The 19,778-nt window shown below is 66.6% G+C and carries 21 protein-coding genes and 1 tRNA gene; 10 read left to right on the forward strand and 12 right to left on the reverse strand.

All coding sequences use genetic code 11. From position 1 onward, the window contains the following. Nucleotides 1-14 precede the first annotated feature (14 nt). From IPM49_05485 to IPM49_05505, 5 genes are read left to right on the forward strand one after another with little or no spacing between them, the layout of a single operon-like run. On the forward strand, nt 15-1,211 hold the full coding sequence (locus IPM49_05485) for a PAS domain S-box protein (protein MBK9273980.1): 1,197 nt from the start codon (nt 15-17) through the stop codon (nt 1,209-1,211). Beyond that, on the forward strand, nt 1,208-2,269 hold the full coding sequence (locus tag IPM49_05490; GenBank protein ID MBK9273981.1) for a response regulator: 1,062 nt from the start codon (nt 1,208-1,210) through the stop codon (nt 2,267-2,269). Before IPM49_05485 ends, IPM49_05490 begins: the two co-directional genes overlap by 4 nt. A gap of 51 nt (nt 2,270-2,320) precedes the next feature. Further along, nucleotides 2,321-2,521, forward strand: coding sequence for a hypothetical protein (locus tag IPM49_05495; GenBank protein ID MBK9273982.1), 201 nt, complete (start codon nt 2,321-2,323; stop codon nt 2,519-2,521). A gap of 7 nt (nt 2,522-2,528) precedes the next feature. Beyond that, nucleotides 2,529-3,350 (forward strand): universal stress protein, encoded by an 822-nt coding sequence (locus tag IPM49_05500; GenBank protein MBK9273983.1) that lies wholly within the window; start codon nt 2,529-2,531, stop codon nt 3,348-3,350. Then, a complete protein-coding gene (locus tag IPM49_05505) occupies nt 3,350-4,462 on the forward strand; it encodes a site-2 protease family protein (GenBank protein ID MBK9273984.1) in 1,113 nt (370 codons plus the stop codon). Before IPM49_05500 ends, IPM49_05505 begins: the two co-directional genes overlap by 1 nt. A gap of 2 nt (nt 4,463-4,464) precedes the next feature. On the opposite strand, the gene IPM49_05510 is transcribed toward IPM49_05505, so the two are convergent. The 10 genes from IPM49_05510 to IPM49_05555 form a co-directional block, all read right to left on the reverse strand. After that, nucleotides 4,465-5,409: a hypothetical protein gene (locus tag IPM49_05510; GenBank protein ID MBK9273985.1), complete on the reverse strand. Its 945-nt coding sequence runs from the start codon at nt 5,407-5,409 to the stop codon at nt 4,465-4,467. Nucleotides 5,410-5,495: 86 nt separating this feature from the next. Further along, complete coding sequence (locus tag IPM49_05515; protein ID MBK9273986.1) at nt 5,496-6,047, reverse strand: YceI family protein; 552 nt, start codon at nt 6,045-6,047, stop codon at nt 5,496-5,498. Between the two features lie 32 nt (nt 6,048-6,079). After that, nucleotides 6,080-6,490: a hypothetical protein gene (locus IPM49_05520; protein MBK9273987.1), complete on the reverse strand. Its 411-nt coding sequence runs from the start codon at nt 6,488-6,490 to the stop codon at nt 6,080-6,082. A gap of 4 nt (nt 6,491-6,494) precedes the next feature. Further along, a complete protein-coding gene (locus IPM49_05525) occupies nt 6,495-6,845 on the reverse strand; it encodes a hypothetical protein (GenBank protein ID MBK9273988.1) in 351 nt (116 codons plus the stop codon). Continuing rightward, entirely contained in the window at nt 6,845-7,597 is a 753-nt protein-coding gene (locus IPM49_05530) for a hypothetical protein (GenBank protein ID MBK9273989.1), read from the reverse strand. The genes IPM49_05525 and IPM49_05530 overlap by 1 nt, the downstream gene beginning before the upstream one ends. A gap of 133 nt (nt 7,598-7,730) precedes the next feature. Further along, nucleotides 7,731-7,934, reverse strand: a complete 204-nt coding sequence (locus IPM49_05535; GenBank protein MBK9273990.1) for a hypothetical protein — start codon at nt 7,932-7,934, stop codon at nt 7,731-7,733. 17 nt (nt 7,935-7,951) lie between these two features. Further along, nucleotides 7,952-9,145 (reverse strand): hypothetical protein, encoded by a 1,194-nt coding sequence (locus IPM49_05540; protein MBK9273991.1) that lies wholly within the window; start codon nt 9,143-9,145, stop codon nt 7,952-7,954. A gap of 101 nt (nt 9,146-9,246) precedes the next feature. Further along, nucleotides 9,247-10,008 carry a response regulator transcription factor gene (locus IPM49_05545; protein ID MBK9273992.1) on the reverse strand — a complete coding sequence of 254 codons (762 nt, stop codon included), beginning with the start codon at nt 10,006-10,008 and terminating at the stop codon, nt 9,247-9,249. Continuing rightward, nucleotides 10,005-12,848 carry a histidine kinase gene (locus IPM49_05550; GenBank protein MBK9273993.1) on the reverse strand — a complete coding sequence of 948 codons (2,844 nt, stop codon included), beginning with the start codon at nt 12,846-12,848 and terminating at the stop codon, nt 10,005-10,007. The genes IPM49_05545 and IPM49_05550 overlap by 4 nt, the downstream gene beginning before the upstream one ends. Beyond that, nucleotides 12,845-13,411 (reverse strand): YceI family protein, encoded by a 567-nt coding sequence (locus IPM49_05555; protein ID MBK9273994.1) that lies wholly within the window; start codon nt 13,409-13,411, stop codon nt 12,845-12,847. The genes IPM49_05550 and IPM49_05555 overlap by 4 nt, the downstream gene beginning before the upstream one ends. Before the next feature lie 69 nt (nt 13,412-13,480). On the opposite strand from IPM49_05555, the gene IPM49_05560 reads away from it, so the two are divergent. Further along, nucleotides 13,481-13,570 (forward strand) — tRNA-Ser (locus tag IPM49_05560). Nucleotides 13,571-13,799: 229 nt separating this feature from the next. Here the strand turns inward: IPM49_05560 and IPM49_05565 are convergent. Continuing rightward, nucleotides 13,800-14,846, reverse strand: coding sequence for a hypothetical protein (locus IPM49_05565; GenBank protein ID MBK9273995.1), 1,047 nt, complete (start codon nt 14,844-14,846; stop codon nt 13,800-13,802). 114 nt (nt 14,847-14,960) lie between these two features. Here IPM49_05565 and IPM49_05570 point away from each other — a divergent pair, with 114 nt between their 5' ends. Next, entirely contained in the window at nt 14,961-16,283 is a 1,323-nt protein-coding gene (locus IPM49_05570; protein ID MBK9273996.1) for a DUF5103 domain-containing protein, read from the forward strand. Between the two features lie 3 nt (nt 16,284-16,286). On the opposite strand, the gene IPM49_05575 is transcribed toward IPM49_05570, so the two are convergent. Next, the gene (locus IPM49_05575) at nt 16,287-17,318 is read right to left on the reverse strand and encodes a hypothetical protein (protein MBK9273997.1); all 1,032 of its coding nucleotides are present in this window, start codon (nt 17,316-17,318) and stop codon (nt 16,287-16,289) included. A gap of 68 nt (nt 17,319-17,386) precedes the next feature. On the opposite strand from IPM49_05575, the gene apaG reads away from it, so the two are divergent. The 3 genes from apaG to IPM49_05590 all read left to right on the forward strand — a co-directional run bounded on the left by apaG (nt 17,387) and on the right by IPM49_05590 (nt 19,778). After that, nucleotides 17,387-17,773: a Co2+/Mg2+ efflux protein ApaG gene (apaG, locus tag IPM49_05580; protein MBK9273998.1), complete on the forward strand. Its 387-nt coding sequence runs from the start codon at nt 17,387-17,389 to the stop codon at nt 17,771-17,773. 49 nt (nt 17,774-17,822) lie between these two features. After that, the gene (locus IPM49_05585) at nt 17,823-18,116 is read left to right on the forward strand and encodes a hypothetical protein (protein MBK9273999.1); all 294 of its coding nucleotides are present in this window, start codon (nt 17,823-17,825) and stop codon (nt 18,114-18,116) included. Nucleotides 18,117-18,200: 84 nt separating this feature from the next. Next, entirely contained in the window at nt 18,201-19,778 is a 1,578-nt protein-coding gene (locus IPM49_05590) for a SulP family inorganic anion transporter (GenBank protein MBK9274000.1), read from the forward strand.

A 19,778-nucleotide genomic window follows, 5' to 3' on the forward strand; every position in this document is an offset into this window, starting at 1 on the left:
GTCAACAGCTGCCCATGCACCCGGCGATCGCCAAGCATGATGTGTCGCACATCTGCGAGCTCCTCTTCAGCTCCGCGGCCGAAGGGCTCGTGGTGGTCGACCACCAGGGGACCATGCTGCTGACGAACCCCCGCATGGAGGAGCTCTTCGGGTATGCGCCCGGCGAGCTGATCGGCCAACCCATCGAACTGCTTGTTCCGGCCGCCGGTCGCATGGCCCATGCCGCCCACCGGGAGCAGTACATCGCCCATCCCACCAAGCGCCCCATGGGCATCGGGCTCGACCTGCAGGGCCAGCGCAAGGACGGGTCCACCTTCGCCGTGGAGGTGAGCCTCAACCACTTCGAGCTCCATGGCGAACGCTTCATCATGGGGCTGTTGACGGACATCACCAAGCGGCGCGCCGCGGAGACCGAGCTTCAGCGGGTGAACGCGGAACTGGAGCAACGGGTGGAACAGCGCACGGCGGAGGTCAAGGCCGCTGAACACAACCTGCGCGAGGCCCTGGAGAAAGAGAAGGAGCTCAACGCCTTGAAATCCCGCTTCGTGAGCATGGCCAGCCATGAGTTCCGCACCCCGCTCAGCACCATCCTGAGCTCGGTGGACCTCATAGGCCGCTACAACGACGGCCCCCACAAGGCGAACGTCGAGCGCCATGTGGTCAAGGTCCGCAGCAAGGTGCGCGAGTTGACCGCGATGCTCAACGACCTGTTGAGCCTGGAGAAGCTCGAACAGGGACAGGTCCAGTGCATCCCGGAGGATCTCGACCTGGTGGACCTGTGCATTGAACTGCTGGAGGAACTGCGCGATCTGGCCAAGCCGGGACAGGAGATCCGCTTCGACCATCATGGTGCGGAGCGACGCCTGTACCAGGACCCTCGGATGCTGGCCAATGTGCTGCGCAACCTGCTCACCAACGCGATGAAGTACTCCCCGGAGGACAGGCCGATCGTCCTGCGGACCTCGATCGAAGGGGACCAGGCCGTCGTGCAGGTGATCGATCAGGGCATCGGCATCCCGGCCGAGGACCAGCCGCACCTGTTCCAGCGGTTCTTCCGCGCCGGCAATGCGGTCACCATCCAAGGCACCGGGCTCGGCCTGAACATCGTGCGTCGTTACGTGGACCTCATGGGTGGCACCATCGGCTTCGAGAGCCGCCTGAACGAGGGCACCACCTTCACCATCCATATGCCCACCCGGGTCAGCCCATGAAGACCATCCTGTTGATCGAGGACGATGCCGACGTGCGGGAGAACACCGCAGAGATCCTGGAACTGGCCCACTACCGCGTGCTGAAGGCCGAGAACGGTCGGCGCGGGGTGGAAATGGCCCGGAAGGAACACCCCGACCTCGTGCTGTGCGACATCATGATGCCGGAGCTCGACGGCTACGGTGTGCTCCATCTGCTGGGCCGCGATCCGGCCACCGCCGAGGTGCCGTTCATCTTCCTCACGGCCAAGGCCGAGCGGTCGGAAGTGCGCAAGGGCATGGAGCTCGGCGCGGATGACTACCTCACCAAGCCCTTCGACGAGAGCGAGCTCCTCAATGCCATCGAAGGCCGGCTGAAGCGCAGCGACCTGTTCCGCAAGGGCTTCGACCACAGCCTCGAAGGCCTCGACCGGTTCATGGACCAGGCCCGGGGGGTCGACGCCCTGAAGGACATCAGCCGCGACCGCAAACTGCGGTCGGTGCCCCGCAAGGAAGTGCTCTTCTACGAGGGTGATGAGCTCCGCGCCGTGCACTTCGTGCACAAGGGCAAGCTGCGCACCTTCCGCATGAACAAGGACGGCAAGGAACTGGTGACCGGCCTGTACGGGCCCGGTGACTTCATCGGGTACATGGGCGTGCTCGAGGGGGGACGCACGGCGGAGACCGCGGAAGCACTGGAGGACTCCGAAGTGGCGGTGATCCCCCGGGAGGACCTGCTGGCCCTGCTGTACCGCGACCGGGACGTGAGCATCCGGTTCATCAGGCTGCTCACCCGGGACGTGAAGGACAAGGAGGCGCGCCTTCTGGAGATGGCCTACGCGTCGGTGCGGCAACGGGTGGCCCAGGCGCTGCTCAGGCTTCATGAGCGGTTCGGGCAGGAGAAGGATGCCGGCCTGGGCGTGCGGATCAGTCGGGAGGACCTGGCCTCGATCGTGGGGACGGCCACCGAATCGCTGATCCGCACCCTCACCGACATGAGGCACGACGGCCTGATCGAAAGCACCGGTCGCGACATCCTCCTGCGCGACATCAAGGCGCTGGAGCGCCTCGCCCACGGGTGAGGAAGGACCCTCGGCGGGAAGCCGTTACTTTGCCCTGACCATCCCCATCGCATGAACACCAAGAAACTCCTCGGTCTCCTCTGCTGGCTGCTGGCCTTCGCCATTCCGTTCCGTCCCTCCATCCTCAACACCGACGGGGTGGGCAACACGCTGGGATTGATCAGCTTCGTCGCCATGCTCGCGCTGGTCTTCATCGGCTACTGGCTGGTCGACTCCTCGGGCTCCAAGGCCACCGAAGGTCACGGTCACTGAGCTGTCCATGGCCAGGCTGCTGTTGCCCACGGACCTCAGCGACAACGCGCTGAACGCCGCCGTGTACGGCATCCGCCTGATGGGCGTCGAACAGGGCCACTTCACCCTGCTGCACACCTTCCTCGTCCCTGCCTTCGATCCGGCCGTGGACCTGTCCGTCGATATGGCCATCGTGGACGCCGCACAGGAGGGCCTGGCGCGCTTCGCGACACGCCTTCGTGACTTGGTCCATCTGGGCGGCGCCGTCCTGGACCACCGCGTGGAGCACGGCGAACTGCCGAACGTGGTGGACCGCCTGGTCCGCGAGCTCGGCATCGAGCTGGTCGTCATGGGGACCCAGGGCGCCTCAGGCCTGGAGGAAACCCTGCTGGGCACCAACGCCGCCGACGTCATCCGGCGGTCCAAAGCCCCGGTGCTCGCCGTGCCGGCCCATGCGGACTATCGGGATCCGCGGCGGATCGTGGTGGCCGATGATGGCGGCACGCTCGAACCGTCCACCGTCCACCCATTGCTCAACATCGCCCGCTGGCATCGGGCGGAGCTCACCATCGTGCGCGGGGTGCCCGAGGGCGTCGATGCCTCCACCCTGCCCCCCTCGCCGCTGGACGACCTGCTGGGCGCCGTGCCCCGTTCCATGCACTACCTCTCGGAGGACAACCTGGTGACCGCGCTGAATGATCTGGTGGACCAGCTCGAGGCCGACCTGCTCGTGCTGACGCACCGGCATCGCACGGTGTGGAGCGACCTCTTTCACCGAAGCACCACCGCCCACATGGCCATGCACACCCAGGTGCCCATGCTGGTGCTCGAACAAGACCTCCGGCCCTGATGGCCCGCCCCTCCCTGGGCGGTTCACTGCGCGTTCTGCGCTTCAAGGGGATCGGTGTGCATGTGCACTGGACCTTCCTCCTGTTGCTGGGCTATGTGGCCGTGTCCACCGCGGCGTCCGGCGGCGACCTGCGGGGGGTGTTCCTGCAACTGGCCTACGTCGGCCTGGTGTTCGTGTGCGTGGTCCTGCACGAATACGGCCACGCGCTCACGGCCCTGCACTACGGCGTGCGCACCCGCGACATCACCCTGCTGCCCATCGGCGGCGTGGCCAGCCTGGAGCGCATGCCCGAGGAGCCCATGCAGGAGTTCTGGATCACGCTCGCCGGTCCGCTCGTGAACCTGGTGATCGTGGTGCTGGCCGGTGCGCTGCAATGGTCGCTGTTCGGCGGCCTGCATCTGGCTGATCCGCGTGAAGGGGGCGCCCTGCTGCCCGGCCTGCTCTCCTTCCTCCTCACCGCCAACCTGGGGCTCTTCCTGTTCAACCTGCTTCCGGCCTTCCCCATGGACGGCGGACGCATCCTGCGGGCCCTGCTCGGTCTGCGCCTGCCACGGGTGCAGGCCACCCGCATCGCCGCGGCCATCGGACGCGCCCTGGCGGCCATCCTCGGCATCGGGGGGCTCTTCTTCGGTGAACCGATGCTCGCCCTCATCGGCGTGTTCATCTGGTTCGCCGCCGGGGCCGAGGCCCGGATGGTGATGCAGCAGGCCGCCCTGCGCGGAATCACCGTGGGCGAGGTGATGCGCACCCGCTTCTGGGCCCTCTCCGCCGAGGCCACGGTCGGCAGGGCCGTGGACGAACTGCTCGCCGGGGGCGATCAGGACCTGGTGGTGCTGCGCGATGGCACGCTCGCCGGTGTGGTGACCCGACGCCAGTTGATCGAGGCGTTGCGCGCCCGGCGTGAGGATGCGCGCCTGGAGGAGCTCCCCCCGCGTGCGGTGGAGCCGGTCTCTCCACAGCAGGGGGCTCAACAGGCCCTGGAGCAGCTCGCGCTTCAGGGGCTGCCGCTGGTGCCCGTGGTCGCGAACGGGTCCGTGGTGGGCGTGCTGGAGCCGGACAACCTCACGGAGTTCCTCATGGTGCAGGGGGCCCGAGGCCAGGCACCGCGCTGACCTCAGACCTTTTTGGGCTTCGGCCGGTAGAGGGTGAACACCCGGCTGATGTTGAACCCGAAGTGGATGTCACCGTCAAGCCAGTCGCCGGTGGTCTCCGTGATCACGCCACGCTCGAACATCGCCGTGGAGTTGGTGAAGTGCAGCTGGAACACGTGGCCCCCCGTCTCGATGTCGAAGCCGATGGACAGCGAGTTCTTGAAGCCCGGGTTCGGGTCGTCCAGGCGGTCGGCCTCCACCACGGACGCGCGCGTTTGGCCGGGGAGCACGTAGAAGTACTCCGCGTTCAGGGCCAGGCGTTTGGTGAGCTTCACGCGGCCGGCCGCACCCATGTTCAGCACATCGTGGGCCTGTTCGGCGGTGGTCACCAGGTTGCGGTGCACCAGGCCGGGCATCAGCTGCAGGCTCAGGGCCTCGCTGAACTTGCGGCCCACGATCAGCTGAAAGGCGTAGCCAAGGCGGTGCGTGAAATAGTCCTCCTGACCGGGAGCGTACCATTCGGTCTTCTCCTTCTCCAGCATGTTGGCGCTCATGCCGGCGAACACCGAAAGGGTGATGGGCATGCCGCATCCGCTCTGGCACTGGCGGAGGATCTTGTACTTGGCGTAGCCGTCCAGCGTCTTCTGATAGCTGCTGCGGCCGAAGCCGATCATCAGCCGGTCGGTGACCCCGTACTCCATGCCGATGCGCACGGTGGCCTGGTCCAGGCCGAAGAGCTCGCTGATGCCCAGGTTCAGGAAGCCGAAGCGATGGCTGATCTTGACGTCCATCACCCCGTGCGCCGTGTTCTCAAGGCTCTGCGCGTTGATCACCCGGGTGGTCTTGAAGCTCGCCGAGGTGAACTCCTTCTCGGGCTCCTCCTCGCCCAACAGGCCCAACAGGTCGTCCTGGGCATGGAGCGGTGCGAGCGTGGCGATGAAGAACAGGACGGACAGGGTTCGGCGCATGCGGGTGATGGTTGGTGGGGCTGTCGAATGAACGGCCCCGATGGCATCGGGGCCGTTCAAAGGTCGATGGGGCGGGCGGCCCGCGATCACATCTTCGTGTGGTCCACCTGGACCTTGATCACGATCTCCTTGGCGATGTTGTCGCGCACCATCCCGGGGATGGTGATGTTGTAGTCCTCGGGCTTCACGGTGAAGGAGCCCGTTGCACGGATGGCCCCCGTGGGCTCCATGCCCATGGTACCGCTGGCCTTCACGGGCTTGGTCACGCCGTGCAGGGTCAGATCACCCTCCACGGTGACCGCATGGCTGCCGGGCTTCTTCAGGTCCTCGGCGGTGATGCCGGTGATCTTGCCCTTGAAGGTGGCCTTCGGGAACTTGTCGCTCTCCACGTAGTTCTCGTTGAAGTGCTCCTGCATGAGGGCCTTCTCGAACTCGAAGCCCTTCATCAGCACGGCCATCTCGATGGCCCCCGTGGTGGCGTCGAACACGCTGGTGGCCTTGTGGTTGTGCGCCTCGATCTTCTCCATCGGCGTGTCGCTGTGGAACGAGATGTGGCCCGTACGGGTGGCATAGCGTTCCTGGGCGGTCGCGGTGAGCGTGGCGAGGAGCGCGGCGGTGTACAGCAGATGGCGGGTCATGGTCATGGGTTCGTTCGGAAGGGTTGCAAGTGTCATTCCACAATGGCGCAGCGCTGCAGGACGACGTCCAAGAGCAGGCCAGTGGAGATGCCTTTGATGCGGACGGGGGTACCGGCGGTCAGTGAGGCGGGTGCGTCGGCCTGTGCGAACTGGCAGACCACGCCGGCGAGGGGATCACCGGTCTCCAGCACCACGTCCACCAGCCCGTTCTCGGGGGCCTTCACCTCCCGCACGGTGCCGCTCACCAGGAGCACCTTTCCGTTGAAGCGCGCGTTCGCGGCGCTCTCATCGGCGGTGTAGGCCTGAAGCAGCGCTGCGGCCTCGATGGTCTCGGCGGCCTCCAGTTCGCCGGTGGGCGCGGCCGTTCTGTTGTACTCGCGCCAGGCATACCAGCCGCCGCCGACCAGGGCCAGCAGGGCGATGAGGATCACGATCCGTTTCATGGGTTCAGTTGTTGGGGGCCCCGGCGTTCACCCAGGCTTCGATCCGCCGGCGGTCACAATCCGGAAGCAACCCGGTGGGTGGCATGGGCGAGGGATCCCCCTGCACCGCCCGCGATACGAGCGCACCGGCATCCGCAGCGGCCTTGATGCCGGCGTAGCTGCCGAGGTCGGGCGTCTGGGCTCCGGCCACATGGCAGCCGGGTACCGCGCAGTTCCCTTGGATCAAGGGCTGCACCGTGCCGGAAAAGGTGACGTTCGACACGTCGCAGAGGCGGTTCGGATAGAGCTCCTCCTCCACATCGTAGTAGCAGCCCCCGAGGGAAAGGGCGAGCAGGGCGGTCAACAGGGTGCGCATCAGTTGTTGGGGGCTCCGTCCTGGATCCAGATGAGGAACTTGTCAATGTCGCACTGGGGCAGCATGGGGCCCGTGGGCGGCATCGGGATGCCTTGTGGGTCGTGCGTCACCGAGGCGGCCAGGGTGCCGTCCAGGGCCAGCGTGCTCAGCACGGCATGGGTGCCCAGGTTGAGGCCGCCCTGCGGATTGGCACCGCCATGGCAGCCACCGCACCGCTGTTGCACCAGGGGGGCGATGCTCGCCGAGTAGGTGACATTCATCGTGTCGCAGACCGCGGAACAGCTGTTGTTCTGCGCACCCTGGTTGATCCATAGCTCGATCAGGGCGATCTGCTGCGCGGTGAGCCCGGGCTGACCAGGCGGCGGCATCACCTTGTCGGGGTCGGTCTCCGTGAGCGCCTCCATCATGTCGCCATCCTGAACGATGCCGCTGTTGAGCAGGGAGGCGTGGTCCGTGATCTGGATCCAGTCATTGTCGTCGGTGGCCTGGTCATGGCAGCCAGGCACGGCACAGTTGCTGATCAGGATCGGCAGGACCTGCTGCTGGAAGTAGACCACGTTCGGGTCACAATCATCACCGCCACCACCTCCGTTCCCACCATCATCGACCAGCGGAGCGATGGGCGGTTCGTGCTTGCAGCCGGGCAGCATGAGCAGTAGCAGGATGGCCGCGGCGAACAAGGCAACAGCGCCGACGGTGAGCGCCTGTTCGGTGCGGTGTTGAGGGGTTCCGGCGGCTGGTGGGGACTGCATCAGATCGCGTAGTGCTGCAAAACTAGGTCGGGGGTGTGGGCGTGGCCGCCGTTCTTCTGACGAAACGGGCGATCGGGGCGACGGAGCGGGAAAAGGCTTCCTGGACATGCGATGGTGGGCGGATGCGTTGTGGTCAGGAATTGCTGCCGGCGGCCCGCAGTTCGGCCACGGCCACGGCGATCGCGATGGCATCCAGTCCGTTGTGATACCGCGGCTGGCGATTGAGGAGCAGGATGAGCCCGGGGACCTCATCGGGCCTGCAGCGCAGCAGCCTGCGCAGGTCCTTGCGATCGAGCTGCGGACCGATGCGCGGGCCGGGGGTGATCCTGGTGGCCATGGCCTTACGGTGTCAGCTCAACGGGCGAGTACGGTGAAGGCACGCTGCACCACGAGGCCGTTCCTGTCAGCGACCCGTGCGATGTAGCGCCCGGCGGGCAGCTCGGCGATGCGCGCCGATCGCTGCGGCGATCCCCAGCTCACGCGCTGCACCATCCGGCCATCGCTCAGGAAAAGGGTAAGCTCGGCGGGGCCCGCGAAAGGACGGCCCTCCCAGGTCAGCTGGACCGGTCCGTCGGATGGATCCGGGAAGACCAGCAGTCCGCCTGGTGCAGCATCCTCCGGAACACCGATCGCACCACCGGCCCCGAGCTTGATCGCCGTGCCGTTGATCCCCACCGCCAGCGCAAGGCCATCCTTCGCATCCGCCGCTTCGAGCGCGCTGTTCACCGGCGTGCTCATGGCCTGCCAGGTGAGGCCCTCATCAGTGGAGACGTATACCAAACCGTTCTCCCCACAGAGGTACACCGCACTGTCATGAGCGCAGGCCACTGCGCCCATCTCCAGGGCGGTTCCTGTCGGGATCACCGCCCAGGAGGCCCCTGCATCCGCTGAGCGCAGCACCTCCCCGGTGGCCAGCGGGGCCAGCATCACGCTGCTGTTGATGGGTAGGCTCAACAGGTCGTTGAGGTCCTCGCCCGTGCCTGTGGGCGCGGCGGCCCAGGTCGCACCGGCGTCGGTGGTGTGGCGCATGGTGCCGTTGCGCCCCGCGATCCACACGTGGGTGGGTTGATCCGCGATCACGGCGTGCAACCGGTCCAGCGTGCCGGCGTTCTGAACCGTCCAGGTGACGCCATCATCCTCGCTGCGCACCACCTGCCCGTCCCGTCCCACGGCGGTGACCATGGCCCCCGCCGTGGCGAGCGCTTCGAACCCATCGGGCACACCGGTCGCATGGGTGGTCCAGGTGGCGCCGTCATCCGTGGAGCGGTGCACGGCCCCATCATCACCGGCGATCACGAGCGCGCCGGACGCGGTGCGCACCAGGGCGTTCACATCATCGTTGGGCACGCCGACCATCGGCATCCAGGTCGATCCACCGTCCATGGTGCGGAGCAGCGTGCCATCGACACCGCCGATGAAGGCGTGCAGGCCGTCCTCCACGAGAACGGCGGTCAGTTCAACGGAGGTACCGGTCTGGACCGCGGTCCATTGGGCGCCGGTCGGCAGGGCCAGCATCGCGGCACCGAGCAGGAGCAGTGAGGTTCGCATCGTCGTTGGGGTTGATGAGGCGAAACTGGTGGCGCCTCCATCGGGGCGCACGATCGGATCGGACGGAACAGGCGAAATGAAGGATGGAGCGGTCCGCGCGCTCACTGTCCCGACAACCAGCGCTTGAACGCCGCGCTTCGCTCACTGCTCACCACCGCATCCTGGCCATAGGCCGGATCGAGGATCACCTTCACACGGCTCTTGCTGTAGGCGAGCAGCTCTTTGATCGCCTGGATGTGTGTGATCACCTGCCGGTTGATCCGGTGGAACTTCTCGGGATCGAGCTGCTTCTCCAGGCGGTCGAGGCTCTCATCGAGCGGCAGGTCGCGTCCTTCGCGTGTACGGAGGAAGGTGTTCTTCTCCAGCGAGTGGATGTAGGCGATGTCGTCGGGGACGACCACCCGGAAGTGGTCGCCGTAGCGGATGAGAAAGCGTTTGATGAAGGCGTGCGGTACGTCCACATCCGCCCTCGCCGAAGGCGGGGCAAGGGCCGCAAGGTCGCGGACCGGGCCGAGCCGTTCGACGCGCTCGATGGCCTCGTGGAGCTCGGCGGCCTTGATGGGCTTCAGCAGATAGTCCACGGCGTTCACACGGAAGGCCTTCAGGGCGTGGGCATCGTAGGCCGTGGTGAACACCACGGGGCAGTCCACGGTGGTCCGCTCGAAGACCTTGAAGCTCTCGCCGTCGGCGAGCTGCACATCGAAGAAGGCCAGATCGGGCGCTTCGTGCGCGGCGAACCACTCCACCGCCTCATGCACGCTCTCCACCACACGGAGGACCACGGCATCGGGTCGCACCTCGGCGAGCAACCTGCGCATCCGCTGGGCGGCGGCAGGCTCATCCTCCACGATAAGGATCTTCATGTTCCGGGTCCGATCAAAGGTATCCGCACCTCGAAGGTGCCGGGCCCGTTGACCACATGCACGGGACGGTCGGTGAGGGCGGTATAGCGCTGGCGGATGCTCTCCAGACCATAGCCGGTGGAGCGATGCCCCACATCGCGTGGTCGGAGCGGATTGCGCACGATCAGCTCCCCTGCGGCGACCTCCACGGTCACGGGCAGCGGTTCGGCGGTCGTGGCGGCGTTGTGCTTCAAGGCGTTCTCCACCAGCAGTTGAAGGGTCAAGGGTACGATCCGGTGCCGGCGTGCCTGCTCATCCACGTTGACGAGCAAGGCGATCCGGTCGCCGAAGCGGCGTTTCTCGAGGTCGAAGTAGGTGGCCAGCAGGCGCAGCTCCTCCTCCACCGGGATCAGCTCGCGTTCGCGCACCTGCAGGATGTTGCGGAAGAAGGTGCTGAGCTGCTCCACGTGACCGACCGCTTTGTGCGGCTCCTCCTCGATGAGCTCAATGAGCGTGTTGAAACTGTTGAAGAGGAAATGAGGGTTCACCTGGCTGCGGAGGGCTTCGAGCTGGAAGCGCACGCGGTCCTTCTCCAGCCGGTCGCGCAAGCGGATCCGTTCTTCCCGCAGGCGGATGAAGGCGTAGAGCAGCATGGTGATGGCGAGGAGCCAGAGCGCCAGGGCCCAGGGGCGACGCCACCAGGGACGCTGGATGGTGAAGCTGAAGGCGGTCCAGGGATGAGCGGCGCCACCATCGGTGGATGCGGGCCGCACCTCGAAACGATAGGCGCCCGGTGTCAACCGCGCATAGGTCACCTGACGTTCGCGCGTGGTCCGGACCGCACTGTCGTACCCGACCAGCCGATGTTCGAACCGGACGGCCCGGGGATCCGCACCGGGGGGCGTGAAATACTGGAAGGTGAGCAGGTCCTGGTCGTGGGCGAGCCGCGTACCATCAACGAGGGGCAGGGGCTCCAGGCCCCATGTCCAACCCAGGATGGCAGCCTTCACGGTGCGTGAACGGTCCACCAGCTCCGGACGGATCCGAACGAGCCCCTGGTCCGTGGCAAGCCAAAGCGCACCCTCGGCATCGGAGGCCATCGCGTTCAGCTCGCCATCTACCCCCTGAAGGCCGCAGGCAGCACCCAGGTCCAGGAAGTGGTCGTCCGCCGGCTCGTACAGGAGCAGGCCTTCGTCCGTGAACACGGCCACACCGGACCGGAAGGGCGCCACACCCAGCGGTTCCCCGCGCAGCACGGGATGGTCCTGTCCCACGCACCGCACGGCGCCGTCCTTCACCTGGCACAGGCCGGTGCCCGGCCCCAAGGCCCAGATCGTCCCATCCTCGCCCCGGCAGAGGCTGTAGTAGGAACGGGGTCCGGCCCCGGATCCCGGCCCGGCGAGCGGTGTTCCGGTGGACCCTGGTCGCACCTGGATGAGACCGGACCCATCGGAGGCCACGATCGCGGAGCCGTCCTCGAGCGGCATGATGTCGTAGAGAAAGCCACCACCGGGTACCGGCAGGGTGGTGAAGCCGCCGTGCGGCGTCCACCGCGCCGCGCCGCCCAAGGTGGCCATCCACAGCGCCTCACCCGAGCGGCGAATGCGCAGGACATGATCGTTGACCAGTCCATCACGTTCGGTGAGGTGAAGGTCAGCGCCGGAGGGTGTCAGGCGATGGACCCCATCGCCCATGGTGCCCGTCCATACCTCCCCAGTCGCATCGGAGAGCAGGGTCACCACGGCCATGGAGGGCTTCAAGGCCGAGCGGCGGCTGGTGAACGCGGCCGTGTCCGCGAAGGCCACCGCATGGCTGTACACCTGCTCGCCGATGGCGAACTGCACGCGGCCGTCCGGGGAGGTCGTCAGCGCACTGATGCGCCTCAGGTCGATGCGCTCATGTATGCTGGCGACGAGCACATCCGGGTCGGAGCGATGAACCCGCTCCCTGCCCGTGCACCACCACAGGGCACCGTCGGGGCTGCGGACGAGTCCCGTCACCCGCGTCGGACCCTCCGAGGGATCGCCAGAGCGGTACCACTCCGAGCGGTCCTTGAGGTCGAGGGCGAGGAGGCCATGCCGCTCCGTGGCCAGCCAGGCGATCGATGGGTCGATCCACAGGCCGGTCACCGGGCCGAAGGCCCACGCACTGTCCAGCGCCAGCGGCCTTGCCACGCGGACATCCGAACCGATGCTGAAGACACCACCGCGGTCCGTTCCGCCCCAGAGGGTGCCTTGGGCATCCGCGAACAAGCTGAGGACGAGGTTGTCCGGCAGGCCTTCGGTCTCGGTGATGTGCGCCACCACGGAGCCGTCCGGTCCGAGGAGATCCACACCGGCGTCCGTGGCCAGCGCAACGCGGCCGTCAGGCAGAAGGACCAGCGCGTTCACGTGATCGTCAGCAAGGCCGTTCACCGTGCTCAACCAGTGGAGGGTGCCGCCCTGCAGCCTGCAGATGCCGGCCCCATAGGTACCCACCCACAGGGATCCCGAGGCATCCCGGAGCAGACCGGTCACCGGCCAGCGGCGCAGCGTCGTGTCCACGAGCAGGGTATCGTGGAACAGCCCGTGGCCATGGAGGACCACACCGTTGTTCAGCGCGACCAGCACACCGTCCTTGTCGGAGGCCAGGGCCGTGACCACGGGCATGGGGTCCGGGAGGGCCGCCTGGGTCAACTCGCCGTCGGTGCGGAAGAGGCCATCGGGGCCACCGGTCCAGAGCAATCCATCCGGAGACACAGCCAGCACTTCAGCGCGCGGCCTGCGCATGCCGTCCTGCAGCTCGAAGCTGCGCGTCAAGGGATACTGCCCCCATCCGGGGCTTGCCCACAGCAGGGCGAGGATGGGCCACAGGCACCTCATGGGGCCGCCGGCTTCGGCCGGAAGAGCAGGTCCACGGTGACGATGGCCTCCGGAGCCACCTTGCGCTGTACGACGCGAGGCACGCGGATCGCATGGTCCTCCAAAAGCACGGGAAAGGTGGAGGTCACGCGCACACCGTCCCGGCCCACGGCGATGCGGCATTCGATGATGCGCTCGCGCTCCACACCATGCAGATCAAAGGTGCCCTTCGCCCGCACGATGGTGGTGCCCGGTGTCCGCAGGTCGAGGCTTTCGATCACACGGCCCTTGAACACCGCATAGGGATGGGTCGCGGACTCCAGGTAGTTCTCGTTGAAGTGCTCCCGTTGCAGGGGGCTGTTGAATCCATCGAGATCGGCCATGGCCACTTGCACGGCGAAGGTGCGGGCCGCAGGGTCCATGATCCCCTTTGCGGAACGCATGGAGGCCTTGATGATCTCCAGTGGTGCATCGCTCACGAAGGAGACCTCCGAACGCACGACGTAAAGCAGCTCCGCGGTCTGTGCATGCAGCGGCGGGAGCGCCAGGGCCGGGAACAGCGCAAGGAGGACGTTCCGGAACATGGTGGACCGCGAACTTACGCCCGACCGCAGCGCCCTCGGTGGCCCGCTCCTATCTTCGCGCAACCGTTCGGAGAGGTGCCAGAGTGGTCGAATGGGCCTGACTCGAAATCAGGTGTGCCCTTCGGGGCACCGGGGGTTCGAATCCCTCCCTCTCCGCCAAGCCGCCCCGCGTAAGCGGGGCGTGTTCGTTCACGGCAGCGAGGCGATCGTGATCGGCAGAGCGGACGGAACGAACACACGCGGACGCGAAGCGGGCGCGGCTTGAAGCCTCCCCCCAACGGGATGCGCAGCCATCCCTCCCTCTCCGCCTGCGGGCCTTTCAGCACCCTGCGGCGAACACGGTCCGCCAGGCCGACCCGCGCAAGATCGGGGCGTGTTCGCGGATCGCTCAGCGGGCCACCTGGCCGAAGTTGATGCAAACGGACACGAAGGGAAAGCCGAAGAAGACCTCGTCACGCAACTCCTCGTTGTTCACAAAGGAGAGATCGACGGCCACACGACGGCTCACAAAGCGTAGCCCGGCGGACCACCAGGTGCGGTAGCGGCCGTCGACGTGCACCAGCCAGTTGTCCGTCACCACCCAGAGCTTGGGGATCAGCCGGCCGGCCAGAGCGAAGGAATAGGTCGGCAGCAGCTCCCAACCATCCCATTCGTGGTATCGCACACCTGCTGAGAACGTGCCGTGGAACAGCTCCATGCCAATGGTCAGAAGGCCCTGGCCTGCGAAGAGCCCCTGCCTGACGCCCTCATCGCGGTGCCGATCGAACGGGGCCGTGATCCCGTACGGTGTGTTGCTGTAAAGCCCGGCAGCGCCGAGATGCAGCTGCGGTGTGATGGACCAGCCGGTCCGGGCACCGACCACCACGCCGGGCGCGTTCCGTGAGTACGAGAGGAGCGAAACCACCTCCAAGCCCCCGAACAGCTCCAGGTGATCGACGGGCGACACGTGCACGGACTGGATGGCCAGGTAGGTGTTCCGATAGAAGTGCTCGCCGCGCCGCACGGGCAAGGCGGAGGGGGCCAGCGTATACCGGGACGCATGCCGGTCGCGGAACCAGCGCAGACCGTCCGGGTCACGCCTCCGTGCCGCCCGGCGCACCGCAGGGGCCTCCGCAGCGGATGCCGGCCGGGAAGGTGCCGGGACGGGTCCATCGATCCGCTCCATGCGCACCACACGATCCAGCGGGACCTCCACGATTCCGAAGGCTTCCGTGCGGACACGGATCGCTCCCGGACCGGGATCCATCAGTTCACCCAGGATCAGCGACCCATCGTCGAGCTCGATGCGATGAACGTAACGGGTGGTATCCGGTTGAGCGAAACACACCAGCGAGCAGGCCATCGCGAAGCCGAGCAGTCCCTGCCGCCACCAGGTGACCGGCGACCATCGGCGGTGCGCCGCATCCGGGACGACCGGCCGCGCGGCCCGGGTCATCCCGGATACGGGAACGGTCGGTGCCATCGGTTGAGGGCGGAAGTCCACATTCAAAAGTAGGTACCTTTCACCGCCTCGGACCACGGTGTCCGCAGGGGTTCCCGCACTCCGCTCATGAAGCGTCTCCGCCGCGTTCACGCCGTTCGGGCCCTCCTTGCTCTGCTGCCCCTGGCCTGCGGTTCGACGCAGCCGGCCATGGACGCGCTGAGCCCGGAGTACTATGAGCCACGCACGGTGCAGTACCGGGACGAGGTCTTCGACCCCTTGATCCGGACGGTGCAGTGCTTCAAAGGGGGCTTCGAGCTGGCCGCACCGGTGATCGAGCTGGGCAGCACGGAGTTCGTGGAGCTGCGCTTCGATGACCTGCGCACCACCACGCTCGACCTGTCCTACACGATCGAGCATTGCAATGCCGACTGGACGCCCAGCGACTTGGCCAAGGGGCAGTACATCGACGGAGCCTTCATCGATCTGGTGCGGGCACCGCGGATGAGCTTCAACACCCTGCAACCCTTCTTCCACTACAGCCTGCAGGTACCGAACCCCATGATGCGGCCGACGCGATCGGGCAACTACATCCTGAAGGTGTTCCAAAGCGACGACGAGACCGCCGTGATGGTGACCCGCCGCTTCCTGGTGGTGGAGAAGGTGATCGGCATCGATGCGCGCGTGATGGCCAGCCGGGATGTGCAGGTGCGTGACGTCGCGCAGCAGGTGGACATCACCGTGCGGACCAACGACCTGACGGTGATCGATCCCTTCGGCGACATCAAGGTGGCCGTGTTGCAGAACCTCAACTGGAACGATGTACGCACCGGATTGAAACCCCGCTTTATCCGCAACGACGAGCTCATCTACGACCACCCGCCGGAAGCTCAGTTCATGGGGGGCAACGAGTACCGCAACTTCGAGATCAAGAACCTCCGCTATCCATCCCTCCGTGTGGCGAGCGTCCGCACGGGCCAGCAGCTGATGGAGGCGGTGCTGTCCGACGATCCGTCGCGCCACATCCGGGTGTACCTCGAGCAGCCCGACGTGAACGGCCGCTTCCTCATCCGCAACGACGATGTGGACGGCGACCCCACGGGGGCCGATTATGTGAACGTGGTGTTCAGCCTGCCGATGGATGCGCCCCTGCCAGGAGGGGACGTGTACGTGGTCGGCGGATTCTGCGACCTCCTCTGCCGCAAGGAATACCGGATGCAGTACGTGCCCGACAGGAAGCGATACATGCTGGTGGCGCCGCTGAAGCAGGGCTTCTACGACTACCAGTTCGCCTGGCTTCCGCATGGCGCGCATCTGCCCGACCTCACCAGGCTGGAGGGCAGCCACTTCCAGACGGAGAACGACTACCTCGTGCTGGTGTACCTGCGGGATCACCAGCAGCGCTGCGACCGGTTGGTCGGGGCACGCTTCGTGAACAGCCGCAGGGGGTGAGCCTCAGGGCACCATGATCCGGCGGACCCCAATGCCGTCGACCTGAACAAGGATCGCACCCGTGAAAGCCGGTAACAGGACCGTCGTCCGCAGCCGGCCTGCATCCAGCAGCCTGCCGGTCACATCCAACAGGCGGTAGGCGGTCGCCTCCAAGGGCAGGCCCTGGAACCACAGGGAACGACCATCCTCGTTGAGGGATACCGTGAAGGCATCGGATGGGGAAGGCCCGGGCACGGCCGTGGCGCAGTCGGCCAGGTCGAAGAGGATCACCTGGTCGTTCCCACCGCTCGGGATGCAGATCCGGTCGTGCACGGTATCGAAGTCGATGTCGGCCGGCTGGCTCAGGCCTGGCACCATGAGGTCCTCGAACTGCGGCGACACGACGCCCCATTCGAAGCGGGAGATCCGGTTCGGGCTCCAGGACGAGATCACCACCAGCCCATGGCATTCGAGCGTGATGCCGTCAATGCTGCCCACGCCGGTGCTGACGGTGCCGGTGATGGCGGCGGTGGCGCGGTCGTAGCCTCGGACGATGGCCCCGGGCCCCCAATAGGCCACCAGCAGCGCGTCGCTCACCGGTTCGTACACGATGCCGTTCGGCGTGCCGCCCGTGCTGGCCACCCAGGTGATGAAGCTCATTGTGGACGGTTCCACCCGGAGGATCTGCTGCCCGCTGAAGTCGGTGACATAGAGGAAGTGCCCGTCCGTGGTGATCCCGTTCAGGAACCCGCCTCCCGTGTTCAGGTCGAAGACCTGCGAACCATCGCTCAACAGGTAGCCCTTCACCCGCCCTCCGCTGCAGGCATACAGGGTATCACCCAGGATCTCAAGTCCGTACGGGTCGGGGCTCACGCTGGCAAAGGGGGTGACGGTACCGGCCTGGTCCCGTTGTTTGATGGTGCCATCGCCCAGGTTGCTCACGAAATAGCGGTCACCGATGGGGTCATGTTCCACGCTCTCCGGGTCGGTGTACTGGGCGCTGAGGGACATGGAAAGGCCGAGCACGGGACCGAGCAGAAGGGGACGGGGGATCATGTGGCCAAGCTACCGGATCCCCGGAGATGCACCGGAAGCGCCTCCGGGCGCGTTATCCTTGCACCCAGATGCCCACCACGGTCACCAACGGGATCCGCGTCAGCGTGAAGGTGCGCTTCGCCGAGGAGCTCAGCGATCCGAAGCTGGGCCGGTTCCTGTTCGCCTACCGCATCACGATCGCCAACGAAGGCCAGCACACCGTCCAGTTGCTGCGCCGCCGCTGGACCATCTGGGACAGCCTGGGGCCGGTGCGCCAGGTGGAGGGGCCCGGCGTGGTCGGCGAACAGCCGGTGCTCGCCCCCGGCGGACGCTTCACATACACGAGCCAGTGCGACCTGCGCAGCGGCCTGGGCCGCATGGTGGGCACGTACACGATGGGGGATCGCGACAGTGGGGAACGCTTCAGCGTGGAGGTGCCGGAATTCGTGCTCCGCTATCCGTTCCTGGCCAATTGAAGGGCGGTCGTCCGGGGCACCTACCTTAGCGCCCGTTCATCCTCATCGCATGGTCAGGCCCATCCTTCGCATCCTCGTCCCGCTCCTGATGGCGGTGTCGCTGGTGGTGCTGCCGGGCTCCATCCAGGCCGCGGACCGGATGCTGGCGGAACAGCACATGGACAGCGGACAGCTGCCCGCCGCCGAGGAGGAGGTCGGACATGCCGGTGCGGCCGCGCTGCTGGCGGGCGGTCCATCGGACAACCCGCCGGATCGGATCATCGCATTGCTGGGCCGGCATGCGGTGGGCGAACTTCCCGAAGGGATGCGCCGCATCCACGTACCACCGCCCAAGGGATGGTGAGCTGACGGCGCGGAACGCGCCTGCCCCGGGCCCACGAGGCCCAGTCCGTCCGGTCCCTCACATCCCTGAATCCACGCTCCGTCCATGGGAGGCTCCCTCTTCCGTCATCTCCGTTCCGATCTGCCCGCCTCGCTGGTGGTCTTTCTCGTCGCCCTGCCCCTTTGCCTGGGCATCGCGGTGGCCTCAGGCGCACCTCCGGTCTCGGGCATCATCGCCGGGGTCATCGGCGGCATCCTTGTAGGCGCCGCGAGCGGTTCGCCGCTTGGTGTCTCCGGGCCGGCCGCGGGGCTGACGGCCATTGTGGCCGCCGGCATCGCCGACCTCGGCAGCTTCGAAGCCCTCTTGGGCGCGGTCGTGCTGGCCGGCGTGATCCAGGTCGCCCTCGGGTTCGCCCGCGCCGGCATCATCGCCTACTACTTCCCCAGTGCGGTGATCAAGGGCATGCTCGCCGGCATCGGCATCATCATCATCCTCAAGCAGATCCCGCACGCCGTGGGCGATGACAAGGATTACATGGGGGATGAGAGCTTCGATCAACCCGACAAGCTGAACACCTTCGAGGAACTGTGGTATGCCGTGAACAACCCGACGCTCGGAGCCGTGCTCATCACCGTGGCCTGCCTGCTGTTGATGCTGCTGTGGGAGCGGCCGTTCATCCAGCGGAACAACTGGTTGCGCTACATCCCAGGTCCGCTGCTGGCCGTGGCGCTGGGTGTGTTGATGGCCCTGGGCTTCTCGGGCGCTCCAACGCTGGCCATCGGTCCGGAGCACTACGTACCCCTGCCGGACCTGACCGACCTAGGTTCCTATGCATTCCCCTCCTTCACGCTCATCGGCACCGGGACGTTCTGGACCGTGGCGCTCACCATCGCCGTGGTGGCCAGCATCGAGACCCTGCTCTGCGTGGAGGCCACCGACAAACTGGACCCGCACAAGCGGATCACCCCGGCCAACCGCGAGCTCTTCGCCCAGGGCGCGGGCAATGTCGTCAGCGGCCTGCTGGGCGGGCTGCCCCTCACGCAGGTGATCGTGCGCAGCTCGGCGAACATCCAGAGCGGGGGGCGGACGAAGCTCTCCAGCATCATGCACGGGCTGTGGCTGCTCGTGGCGGTGTTCTCCATCGCGGGCCTGCTGCGCATGGTGCCGTTGGCGAGCCTGGCGGCCGTGCTGCTGCTGGTGGGCTACAAGCTGGCGAAGCCCTCCCTGTTCCGATCCATGTGGTCGCAGGGCCTGCCTCAGTTCGTTCCCTTCGTGGTGACGGTGGGCTTCATGGCCGTCACCAACGACCTGTTGCGCGGTGTGGCCCTGGGCCTTGCGATGGCCTTCGTGCACATCCTGTGGAAGAACTTCAAGGTCCCGTTCCACTACGACCCGAACCGCTACAAACCGGGCATGCCCATCTACATCGAGCTCAGCGAGGACGTCACCTTCCTGAACAAGGCGGGGATCAAGCGCACCTTGCACGAGATCCCCGAAGGTGCGCGTGTGGTGATCGACGGCGGACGCTCCATGGACCTCGATCCGGACGTGCGCGAGATCATCTACGACTTCGCCGGCACGTGCGCGGAACGGAAGATCCGCCTCCAGCTCATGAACATGCCCGCCCCACCGGGTGAGGCGCAGCGACCCGCGCCCACCATGCTCGCCACGACCAGACCATAA

The organism is Flavobacteriales bacterium (assembly GCA_016715895.1).
GTDB lineage: Bacteria > Bacteroidota > Bacteroidia > Flavobacteriales_F > PHOS-HE28 > PHOS-HE28.